Below are 10,350 nucleotides of genomic sequence, written 5' to 3' on the forward strand. Positions count from 1 at the left end.
AACCGTGACGGATGAGGAATTGACTATGATTGAAAACCGATTGAATCATCGCCCCAGAAAGCGACTAGGATTCAAGACACCTCACGAGGTATTCCATGCCTCGTTAAAGCGTGTTGCACTTCGTCCTTGAATCCGCCTTAAAATTAATTAGCTATTTTGTTTAAAATTAACACGAAATAATAAATATTATTTAATTTACTTATTCCAACAACAAGGGAACACGATGCTGCGTTACGGTTCATTTCTCATTGCGACATTGACGCTAGCCATTAGCGCGGCCATGGCGCAAGAGACGCCGTGGCATTTAGGGGTTGCCCGCCCGAAGCAACCCGCCCCAGCGGCAATCAACACCAACAACGTCAAACCCGGTTTGAGCACGATCGTCGTTGCCGTCATTGACAGCGGCGTGATTGCCGATCACCCGAGCTTGGCAGGCGTATTGCTCCCAGGCTATGACATGCTCTCGCCGCCGAACAATTTACGTGGCGGGCGCTCACCCAACTTCAGTCCAGATGAACGCGAAGCACGTTGCGGAAATAAATTAATGTCTGCCGCCTTTCGCACACACGGTACAGAAGTCGCCAGCTTGGTCGCGGGCAACGGGACCGATGGGGTTTTTGGCGTGAACACCGCTGCCCGTGTATTACCCGTTCGCTTGTTTGGCGCCTGCGGCATGAGTCGCAAAGATTTGCTCGACGCCATTGCTTGGGCAGCCGGTTTACCCGTAGCTGGCGTTCCGCTCAACGCCAACCCAGCACGCATCATCAATTTAAGCTTGGCAGGCGGTAGTCCTGTGTGCGGCCCAGACCTCCAGCAGCTCATACAGACACTCACTGAGCGAAAAATCTTCATCGTGGCCGCCGCTGGCAACAATTTTCAAAAACCCTTACCCGAACCCGCCAACTGCCAAGGCGTTATTTCTGTCGGCGCCGTCGATGCGGAAAATCGAATTGAAGTCTATTCTGCGCTAGACAAACGTACGGTTGTGTATGCCCCTGGTGGCGGGAAAAAGCTGAGCAGCGATGAGCCTTGGAGTGTCAACAAGCTCAAAATTGCCACCTACGATTTAGATTTCTTTGGCACGGAACGAGCCATGACAGAGTTTCGAGGCGTCGGAACCAGCTTTGCCGCCCCTGTTGTTTCAGGGTTTGTTTCCTTGTGGCTTTCACAGCGGCCCGACAGGTCACCTGCTGATTTTTGGCAAGAGCTGCCAAAATTTTTGCGCAATGTTCAACAAAGCGACAAATGCCCTGATTGCGCGCCAAAGGGCTTGACGGCCAACACCGCCATGTTGCAGCCATGAAATTCACATCTAAGCGTTTAATCCGTGGCCTAAGCACTTGGGCCCTTTTGACTTGCGCGACCACCTTATGGGCGGATCCGATTTGGCACTGCTCACGAACCGGCAATACGGACCCACAAAATGTGGCAGATGCTTCAGAACAGTTTTCATTGGCATCGATGAATGCGGGGCCAGACGTCATTGGCGTCTCCATTCGTGATTTGATCGACATCTACTCGGGGGTTCCCGTGCGCGTGGGTGCACTGCCACTTTCGGCCTGTTTTATGCCTGGTCAAGACGCACTCAGTCTAGCCGCGCTGCAATCCCTCGGATTACAGCCTTCAGCCATTCAAGCCTTGGCTCGTAAAAGCTCGATCGTTCAGAGTAACCTTCACTTGGTCACGGATGAGCAACAAATGCGTGCGTGCATTAGCCGCCATTTCCCAGCGGTGGGCTACTTATCTCAGCCAATAGATACGGACAAGGTTTTACCCTGCTTTTAAACTTTCGAATGCGTAGATGCGAGCGGCACTTGGCAAAGGCAGCACCCCGATCCCATTCGTTATTCGCAAGTCACTCAACATTTATTCAGACACGTTAAAAAGCCCCTCACAGGGGCTTTTTCAATTAAGCCGTGATTGTTGATGTCGGTAGAAAATGAGCTTCAAGCTGGGGTTGGGCTTGCTCTGGAACATAGGGCATCGGCACAGGCCCAATCAAAGAACGATGGGCTAAAAACGCTGAAAAATCGTCTGCAGACATTGCTCCACCGCAGTCAGTTCCCTGCCCCAAAACGCATCCCATCGCATGCAAAGACTGACGTTGCTCAGCAGAATTGACACCATCCACCATGACGTTGACATTCATCGAGATCGCGAAAGCCGTCATCATGTGTAGCGTGCTGCTTAATTCAGCATCTTCTGAGACAACATCTAACATTTTGTGATCTAGCTTGATTTTGCGAATCGGCAGACTTTGCAACAACGCCACAGATTGATGGGTTGAGCCGAATCGATCCAAAGTCAAACTCATGCCTTTGTCGACAAAGTTTTGAACAGCTTGCTTCATCAGTTCAGGCTGGCGCAACAACAGCGACTCATTCACTTCAAATTCAATGAATTGATGCGGGAATTGAGTGGCCTTACATGTGTCGTGAATTTGCTCCAACAACGCGGCGTTTTGTAACTGACTGGCTGACAAGTTCAAAGACAAGGCCAAGGGGCCGTGCTGATGGTGCCAAACCGACGCTTGCTGACAAGCGGTTGTCATGACCCAAGAGCCAAAAGGTAAAAACATACCGCTTTGTTCAGCCAACGCGATGAAGTCTGCAGGCGAAATATTCAGTCGCTGCCCCGATGGGTGCAACCAACTCACAAGCACTTCAACGCCGAACAAGCCCTTGTCAGCCAAACGCATGATCGGCAAATACTTCAACGTGATGTCAGCCTCTTCCAATGCTTGACGCATCGCGTTGTCCACATTGAATGTGGCGCCACCGCCGCCTGATGAAGAGGGATCTGTGATTTTTTCAATTCGGATTTTGATGTTGCGCTGCTTGACCAGCACATACAGAGCTGCAAAAACAAACAAGGCGCTCCCAAGCCACACCAAATAAGGCGCGCATGAAGCCCACAAATCGATCGACAAATACAAATTGGCAATAATTTGGGTATCAAACGACACAGGCACCATGATGTGGAGCTTGTTGTCATCCAAATGGGTGGCCAACTCAAACTGTGCTTGCTGAGCGTAATCAACCGGCTGCCCTGAACGTGAGTAGCTCGCCAGCGTCTGACCATTGTTGGCCACCAGTTCGGCGACTTGCACCCCAGGAATCCCCTCTAAAGACTTCATCAACGAGGCCACTTGCTGTTCATCGTTGAGCATCAAAGCGGAGAGGATGCGCTGCGCAAAAGAAGCCGCCAGTTGCTCTTTGCTCTCGATCAAGGCACTGCGCAAGTTAAAAAACCCAAACACACAGACAAGGATCGCAGCCAGCGCCAGCGTGATGGCGATTTGAGGGCGATACCGCACCTTTGCGCGCTGAGCCACTTGATCATGTTCCGTGTGTTTCATCTCTAACTCCTACCCATTCGATATCACGTCTAACCCTGTTCGTGCCATTGACATGCAATGTCTAGGTAGGCACTCTGGGTTAAAAAGATTGGCAAGAGTATTACACAGATAACTGTTAAGTATTAGTTTAAATTGGTATTTTTTAATCTTTACGCATTAAATTAACAATTACCACATAAATCATCATATTTTTCGCTGACTAGCGCATGGCGGCTCAGGCCCTGGTTCAAACACGCCGCAGCGAATCCGGTTAGGCCGGAAGATAGCCAACCCTTTGAGACCGTCATGCCAAGCCTGCATGAACAAGGCAGCCACAGTCTCGGCACTTGTTTCGGCTGACAAATTCAGCGTTTTGGAAATTCCACCGTCAATGAAGGGTTGTACGTCAGCGACCATGGCAATGTGATCTTCAGGCCGTATCTGTAAAGCGGTCACAAACGAGGATGGCAACGGTTCTGATCGCCCCAAACGTTGGTACACGCGCCAAGCGTGATCTTGGGCTTCGAAGCGGTGACGGTGTCCATCAGGTGCATGAACATGACGTGTGTAGGTCCAATCGAAAACAGGCTCTATTCCCGCGGAGGTGTTATCGGCAAACGCCAAGCTCACACTGCCGGTGGGGGCGATCGACAGTAAATGGCTGTTACGCAGGCCGTGCTTGCGAATCAACGCACGCAACGCCGGAGAAAGCCGACTTGCAAACGTGCCCGCCGTCAGGCAAATATCAACATCAAACAACGGATACGCGCCCCGCTCTTTGGCCAAGGCCACCGATGCGGCGTAGGCGTTGTCGCGCAAACTCTGTGCAATACGTTGCGCCATCTGGCGTCCTTCAGGTTGGTCATAACGCAGACCTAACATGATCAGGGTGTCTGCCAGCCCTGTAAAACCAATACCGATGCGCCGCTTGGCATGCGCCTCACGGGCCTGCTCAGACAACGGCCAACGGGCAACGGGCAATATCGAGCAGATTGTCCAAAGCGCGTACCTGCCAACGCACGGCTTGGGCAAATGCCACCATGTCGAACGCAGCCGCAGCTTCTGTGCCTGAGGTGCAAAAAGGGTGGCGCACAAATGCGGGCAAGATCAGGGGCCCCAACACGCAGCCCCCATAAGACGGCAGCGGCTGCTCGCCACAAGGGTTGGTAGCGTCAATGGTTTCAATCGCACGCAGGTTGTTGTCTCGGTCAATGGTGTCGAGAAACAGCAGCCCCGGCTCGGCACTCCGATGTGCGGCGTGGGCCATGGCGGCCCAAAGCGTTCGGGCAGGCAATCTTTGATACACCCATCGACCATCACCACGGGTGTAAGGCACAAAGGTCGAAGCAGAACTGGCATGCCATGTCCCCCTTGGTGACATGGCATGCACCAACTCCCACGACTCGCCGCGCGCCACCGCACGCATGAAATCGTCCGTCACACCCACCGACACATTGAAACTAGACCACGTGTCTGGTGTTTGTTTGGCGGCAATAAAATCCAACACATCAGGATGGTCACAGCGCAGCACCGCCATCTGCGCGCCGCGCCGAGCGCCTGTGGTTTGCAGCGCTACACACGCCTTGTCAAACGCCTCGATAAAGTGACAAGGACCCGACGCCCCCAAACCCATGCCATTGATGCGCGCCCCTTGCGGTCGGATGCGCGAAAAGTCATAACCCACACCACCGCCACGACGCAATGTTTCGACCGCTTGTGCCATGGCATCGTGAATGCCTGGGTAACCCGACGCGTCGCGTCCCCTCAGGCAATCTCCCACGGGTTGAACAAAACAATTGACCCACGTCACGGGCTGGTCCGTGCCTGCGCCCGCCATGATGCGCCCCGCCCCAATCGCACCTGCTTTTAACTGCTGGAGAAACACCGCCTCCATGTGAACACGCTGATCACGCACTTCCACCGAGGCCATGGCTTTGGCCACGCGCTCAAACACATCGTTCACATGGGTTTCGCCAGGCTGCAGGTACTTTTGCTGCAAGACCGCCAAACTCAAAGGCTGCGGGGTCAATTCACTCGACGACACTGTAAAGATCATGCCGCCCATTGCAACGCAAACCGCCTGTCCATGCACTACCTCAAACCAAGTAATGCATCAAAGTTTGGATCGTGACACGGGACATCTGCTCGCTGGGTAACACCATTCAGCGCCCACCAAAAATCGCTGTCCGCACAAGAACTGCAACAACATGAAACGCTAGATGCCCAAGCCCTGACAGCACTGACCGCAGACCTGCAAAAAGAGCCTCTCAATGCTTGATGCGCAAATGTTGTGTAAACCATTGGGTGGCATGCCGAGCCACAGCCTCTAGCGTGCCCGGTTCTTCAAACAGATGGGTGGCGCCAGGCACGATGGTCAAATGAACCTCACATGACATTAGGCTCGCGGCCTGTCGGTTCAGCGCCAACACATCCTCATCCAAACTCCCCACCAGCAGCAAGGTCGGGCAATCCACTTGCGCCAGCACCTTGGCCCCCGCCAAATCGGGTCGCCCACCGCGCGACACCACAGCCTGCACCAAGGGCACCAGACTGGCTGCCGCACACAAAGCAGCCGCTGCACCCGTGCTGGCCCCAAAGTACCCAATGGGCAAATGCTTCGTGAAGGCATGATGGCGCACCCAACGGGTCACACCGACCAACCGCTCACTCAGTAAGTGGATGTCAAAACGCGCGGCAGTATCTTCATCTTCTTCTGAGGTGAGCAAGTCGGTCAGCAATGTGCCAAAACCGTGATCGCACAACACTTGAGCCACAAAGTTGTTGCGTGGACTGTGTCGACTGCTGCCGCTACCATGCGCAAACAGCACCAAGCCTTTCGCATCTGGCGGCAAGGACAACAGCCCCTCCAGCGTCACGCCGTTGAGGTCGATGTGCTCGAGCTCTTTCATTGGGATTTTCATCAACCGTCTTTGAAAATTCAAAGGTCCACACAGAGACTCAAACGAACACCAACTTGTCGATCACAGAGCGAACCCCAGGCGTGCTCCATGCAGAATGAATGGCCAAATTTTTCTCAATCCAGTGATGAACTTTTCCACTAAGGGTGATGGCATCGCCCTCGACCGTGATGTGGATGTCTTGCGCATCCAAATGCGCGCGACGCTTGAGGGCGGCTTCAATCTCAGACCTGACGGCCATCAAGCTGACCTTGGGCTTGATCGAAACCATATTGATCACATTGGCAACACCATGCAATCCGCGCACCAAGGACTCGGCTGTTTGTCGTTGATGGTCCCAGATCACCTCACCGCGTAAGGTGGCCACCCCATCCTCTGCGGTCACCTGAATCGCGCCTTTTGGAATCGTACTGGCGCCATCTAAGACATTCACAACGGCGAGCGCAACGTCGGTGTCGGTACGTCTGTCTGCGCCAGCCAATCTCACAGCCAAATCAAAAGCCACGGCACGGACACCGCCGACCCGCTTGACCACCCGTTCGGCAGCCCACTTTTGCGCCAAGTTGTCGACGTAGCCCGACAAAGTCACCACACCTTGCTCGACCTCCACACCGATGTGTGCCGCATTGATCGAAGACTCCCAAGACAGTTCGGCCATGACATCTTTTTGCAATTGCTTGTCAGTTTTCATACGTTTCTTCCCATGATTCAGTCCGCTTCCCATCACAAAATCCCCCTGAAGAAAAAACGGGGACGACACCACTTGCCTAGAAGCTGGATGCAAGGGCCCAGCCATTGTTGAGAGACAACGTGTTCACGTCTGTGCCACAAACCACAGTTCATCACTTGATGCAGAAGATGGCCTGAAACGTCTGCCAACGCACAGTGCCATTTGGTCGATGTGCTTAATCTGGCAATACCTATTGCGATGCCGCAATGCCCAGTCAATCACCGTTTGAGGTATGTCATGACATCAGCACTTCACCGATGGATCACTTTGTTATTCATGGTCACCACATTGAGCTTGAGTGGATGTGGCTACAACCGCTTCCAAAGCGGCAACGAGCAGGTCAAAGCCAGCTGGTCTGAGGTGCTCAGCCAATACCAACGCAGGGCCGACTTGATCCCTAATCTGGTCAACGTGGTCAAAGGCCAAGCCGACTTCGAGCAAAGTACGTTGCAGGCGGTCGTTGACGCGCGCGCCAAAGCCACGGCCATACAGGCATCGCCTGAACTGGTGAACGATGCGCAAGCTTTTCAAAAATTCCAGCAAGCCCAGAAGGATGTATCAAGCTCTTTATCGCGGCTCTTGGTGGTGGCAGAAAACTACCCCACATTGCGCGCAAATCAGGGGTTTATTGACTTGCAGGCCCAACTCGAAGGCACCGAAAACCGCATCACGGTGGCACGTAATCGCTACATCCAAGCCGTTCAAGACTACAACGTCACCGTGCATTCCTTCCCGTCTAATATCACCGCTTGGGTGCTGGGCTACAAAGAAAAACCGAATTTCTCGGTCGAGAACGAACAAGCGATTGCCAAACCACCCGTTGTCAATTTCGAACCTCGGGGCAACGCACCTCGAGTCCCCAGTTCAGGCGCCACACCGTGATGTGGCGCGCAGCCGCCAGCGCGTCCGCCACGAGGTGGGTGACTTGGCTGTTCGTATTTTGTGGCGGCTTGAGTTCGGCACTCAGCAACGCTCAAGTACCGATTCCGCCCTTGACCGGCCACATCATCGATCAAACCCACACACTCACCGAGGCACAGCAACAACAAATAGAAGCGTCATTGGCCGCATTTGAATTACGCAAAGGCAGCCAAGTAGCTGTTTTGCTGGTCGCCACAACCCAACCCGAAACCATTGAACAATACGCCTTGCGCGTCGCTGAACAGTGGCAATTAGGGCGTAAAAAAGTCGATGACGGCGCCATATTGGTGATCGCCAAAAACGACCGTACTGTTCGGATTGAGGTGGGCTACGGGCTTGAAGGTGCCTTGAACGACGCCACCTGCAAACGCATCATCGAAGAGCTCATCAGCCCTAGGTTTCGCCAACAAGACTTTGAAGGCGGCATCGCGGCAGGCGTGCAGCGCATGATGCGCGTCATAGAGGGCGAACCGCTGCCCGCACCTGCGTCAGACAAAAGCGCAGAAGCTTTGACCGACCTGACTGGGATCCTCGTGGCAGGCGCCCTCCTCGGGTTCGTCTTGCGGGCCATCTTTGGCCGTGGTGCTGGATCAATCATGACAGCAGCCCTTGTCGGCACAGCCACTTGGTTTGTGCTGGGCGTGTTGTCACTGGCCCTGACCGCGAGCGTGGTCACGATGCTGACCACGTGGCTAGGTATCACAGGATTGCTCAGAGCCAGATACGGTGGCCGTGGCGGCCCAGGGGGAGGATTCAGAGGAGGCGGAGGCGGCGGATTTGGCGGTGGCGGCGCATCTGGCCGATGGTGAGTCGCTCTGTGCCACAGCCATGTCTGCATGTCCGCACGATCACACCTTGAACGCTTTGCGCCAGCGTTTTTCCATTTCACCAGCAGACAAAGACGTCCAATCCAACGGATGCGTGGCGTGCACGATATTTTTGATGTCAGGGCGCAGATGCGCGAGCAGCTCCCCTAAAAAAGGGTTAGACGCAAAAATTTCAAGCGCATGCCATTTTTCCGTAGCCCATGCCTCGTGCAAGTCGAGCGCCAAATCATGGGCAAACTCCGCACGCTCACGGTGACGGATATCGATGTGCGGGGCCAAGCCCGCGCGTCCAGCCAATGAATGCCCCAGCGGTGCACGCTCCAGCTCGCGCGCATGCATTCGACCTTCCGCATGCCACCAGTCGCGTGTTTCAACCCAAGGCTGCTGCAGATGACTTTGCTCAAACAAACGAGCGACAAATGAATTGGCCACCAAGATGGCTTTATGCGAGGTCATACGCGGCTCCTTTGAATAAAAAATTCTTTTGAATTTTTCATAGCCGGTCGGAAGCGGTCAATTCATCCAAAGGTATATGCGTCAGGGCGCTGTTCCTTTAATACCTAGCGATTTGAGCGAACGGCATCGACACATTGAGAATGCAATTCATGCTTTGAAAGCAGTTTTACCCATCCGAATATGCCTTAACTTATTCCATATTTGATAATTTACTTATATCGATCTTCAATGAAAAGCTACACTCATGAATGTGTCACTCCATGATGATTTTTGTGATACCGCCCTTGAATTAAGCAATCGGGTTGTATATAAAACCCGGCCCCTTTTCAAATTGAATTGACGTTCTGAGCATGCAGGAGTTTTGAATTGAAGACAGATCGAGAACTACTGATGGAAATGCGTGCAGAACTCATTCAACTCACCCAAATGGTGATTTTCTTGAGTTCTGAAGTATCAGAATTAAAAGCAATTGAACGCGCCCGGCAAGCGATCGGTGCAGCAAGAAGCTCTGACTCAATCCGATTTGATGCCGAAGATTGAGGTCGCCAGAGACTCGGTCAAGCTTGACTCATCATCGCAAGACCCAATATCTTCAAGTAGAACCATTGTCAAAAGATTTGGGCTTTATCAACGAGAGTGAATTGATACTTTTAAGCTTAGAAGGCAAATCTTTAATATTTGACAGTTCTTGATCGCCCCATATTTTGTTCAATGTCGGTTCAGAATTGCAATCGCATGCTAAGTTTTTTAACAGCTGATAGTCTTTGACTTTTATGTGTCCCCTATTCAAACTGACACACCCTTGTTGCTCCACTTGGTTCAACGCAAGCGTGACAGCCTCACGCCGCACCCCCAGCGCATCAGCCAAATCGCTGTGTGTGATGGTGATGGTTTCAATGGAATCGCCTTGACCATAGTTAATCAACCATCGTGTCACTTGTTGGATCACAGTATGGAATGTGCGGCATGAGATATTCTTTGCCATCTCTTCCATCATGATGCGTGTGGCAAGCAATGACATTGACCTGCCCCCACTAGCCGTACCACTGAATTAGAAGTTAGTCCGATGTGTCAAGGTTATTCCAAAACTTGATGGTTTGTATTTGCAGCAGCATTTGAATTAATCCTATGCTGCTGCGCGAATTGAGCCGGTGGTATCCG

Annotated in this window: 12 protein-coding genes; 5 read left to right on the top strand and 7 right to left on the bottom strand. The window is 52.8% G+C overall.

Annotation, left to right across the window (positions count from 1 at the left end):
• Positions 1-223: 223 nt before the first annotated feature.
• Both RMS95_RS14405 and RMS95_RS14410 read left to right on the top strand, forming a co-directional pair.
• Positions 224-1,303: a S8 family serine peptidase gene (locus tag RMS95_RS14405; protein ID WP_310646889.1), complete on the top strand. Its 1,080-nt coding sequence runs from the start codon at positions 224-226 to the stop codon at positions 1,301-1,303.
• Positions 1,300-1,785: a hypothetical protein gene (locus RMS95_RS14410; RefSeq protein ID WP_310646890.1), complete on the top strand. Its 486-nt coding sequence runs from the start codon at positions 1,300-1,302 to the stop codon at positions 1,783-1,785. Before RMS95_RS14405 ends, RMS95_RS14410 begins: the two co-directional genes overlap by 4 nt.
• 124 nt (positions 1,786-1,909) lie before the next feature.
• On the opposite strand, the gene RMS95_RS14415 is transcribed toward RMS95_RS14410, so the two are convergent.
• From RMS95_RS14415 to RMS95_RS14435, 5 genes are all read right to left on the bottom strand, one after another.
• Positions 1,910-3,358: an EAL domain-containing protein gene (locus tag RMS95_RS14415; RefSeq protein ID WP_310646891.1), complete on the bottom strand. Its 1,449-nt coding sequence runs from the start codon at positions 3,356-3,358 to the stop codon at positions 1,910-1,912.
• Between the two features lie 183 nt (positions 3,359-3,541).
• A complete protein-coding gene (locus RMS95_RS14420) occupies positions 3,542-4,318 on the bottom strand; it encodes a hypothetical protein (RefSeq protein WP_310646892.1) in 777 nt (258 codons plus the stop codon).
• A complete protein-coding gene (locus RMS95_RS14425; RefSeq protein WP_310646893.1) occupies positions 4,290-5,393 on the bottom strand; it encodes a ribonucleotide reductase N-terminal alpha domain-containing protein in 1,104 nt (367 codons plus the stop codon). Before RMS95_RS14425 ends, RMS95_RS14420 begins: the two co-directional genes overlap by 29 nt.
• A 211-nt stretch (positions 5,394-5,604) precedes the next feature.
• The gene (locus RMS95_RS14430; protein WP_310646894.1) at positions 5,605-6,258 is read right to left on the bottom strand and encodes a dienelactone hydrolase family protein; all 654 of its coding nucleotides are present in this window, start codon (positions 6,256-6,258) and stop codon (positions 5,605-5,607) included.
• 37 nt (positions 6,259-6,295) lie between these two features.
• Entirely contained in the window at positions 6,296-6,946 is a 651-nt protein-coding gene (locus RMS95_RS14435; protein WP_310646895.1) for a BON domain-containing protein, read from the bottom strand.
• Between the two features lie 276 nt (positions 6,947-7,222).
• Between RMS95_RS14435 and RMS95_RS14440 the strand changes: the two genes are divergently transcribed.
• Positions 7,223-7,867: a LemA family protein gene (locus RMS95_RS14440; protein ID WP_310646896.1), complete on the top strand. Its 645-nt coding sequence runs from the start codon at positions 7,223-7,225 to the stop codon at positions 7,865-7,867.
• Positions 7,867-8,715, top strand: a complete 849-nt coding sequence (locus tag RMS95_RS14445) for a YgcG family protein (protein WP_310646900.1) — start codon at positions 7,867-7,869, stop codon at positions 8,713-8,715. Before RMS95_RS14440 ends, RMS95_RS14445 begins: the two co-directional genes overlap by 1 nt.
• A 39-nt stretch (positions 8,716-8,754) precedes the next feature.
• On the opposite strand, the gene RMS95_RS14450 is transcribed toward RMS95_RS14445, so the two are convergent.
• Positions 8,755-9,189, bottom strand: a complete 435-nt coding sequence (locus tag RMS95_RS14450) for a host attachment protein (RefSeq protein ID WP_310646897.1) — start codon at positions 9,187-9,189, stop codon at positions 8,755-8,757.
• 390 nt (positions 9,190-9,579) lie between these two features.
• On the opposite strand from RMS95_RS14450, the gene RMS95_RS14455 reads away from it, so the two are divergent.
• A complete protein-coding gene (locus RMS95_RS14455) occupies positions 9,580-9,729 on the top strand; it encodes a hypothetical protein (RefSeq protein WP_310646898.1) in 150 nt (49 codons plus the stop codon).
• 52 nt (positions 9,730-9,781) lie between these two features.
• Here the strand turns inward: RMS95_RS14455 and RMS95_RS14460 are convergent, their stop codons facing one another.
• On the bottom strand, positions 9,782-10,210 hold the full coding sequence (locus RMS95_RS14460) for a helix-turn-helix domain-containing protein (protein ID WP_310646899.1): 429 nt from the start codon (positions 10,208-10,210) through the stop codon (positions 9,782-9,784).
• Positions 10,211-10,350 lie beyond the last annotated feature (140 nt).

The sequence above is a fragment of the Limnohabitans sp. genome, from assembly GCF_031539175.1.
Classification (GTDB): Bacteria; Pseudomonadota; Gammaproteobacteria; order Burkholderiales; family Burkholderiaceae_C; genus Limnohabitans.

Bases quoted from the DNA above. Each gene is read 5' to 3' on its own strand.
- RMS95_RS14405 (WP_310646889.1), top strand. From the start codon at position 224: ATGCTGCGTTACGGTTCATTTCTCATTGCGACATTGACGCTAGCCATT.
- RMS95_RS14410 (WP_310646890.1), top strand. From the start codon at position 1,300: ATGAAATTCACATCTAAGCGTTTAATCCGTGGCCTAAGCACTTGGGCC.
- RMS95_RS14415 (WP_310646891.1), bottom strand. From the start codon at position 3,358: ATGAAACACACGGAACATGATCAAGTGGCTCAGCGCGCAAAGGTGCGG.
- RMS95_RS14425 (WP_310646893.1), bottom strand. From the start codon at position 5,393: ATGATCTTTACAGTGTCGTCGAGTGAATTGACCCCGCAGCCTTTGAGT.
- RMS95_RS14430 (WP_310646894.1), bottom strand. From the start codon at position 6,258: ATGAAAATCCCAATGAAAGAGCTCGAGCACATCGACCTCAACGGCGTG.
- RMS95_RS14435 (WP_310646895.1), bottom strand. From the start codon at position 6,946: ATGAAAACTGACAAGCAATTGCAAAAAGATGTCATGGCCGAACTGTCT.
- RMS95_RS14440 (WP_310646896.1), top strand. From the start codon at position 7,223: ATGACATCAGCACTTCACCGATGGATCACTTTGTTATTCATGGTCACC.
- RMS95_RS14445 (WP_310646900.1), top strand. From the start codon at position 7,867: ATGTGGCGCGCAGCCGCCAGCGCGTCCGCCACGAGGTGGGTGACTTGG.
- RMS95_RS14450 (WP_310646897.1), bottom strand. From the start codon at position 9,189: ATGACCTCGCATAAAGCCATCTTGGTGGCCAATTCATTTGTCGCTCGT.
- RMS95_RS14455 (WP_310646898.1), top strand. From the start codon at position 9,580: ATGGAAATGCGTGCAGAACTCATTCAACTCACCCAAATGGTGATTTTC.
- RMS95_RS14460 (WP_310646899.1), bottom strand. From the start codon at position 10,210: ATGTCATTGCTTGCCACACGCATCATGATGGAAGAGATGGCAAAGAAT.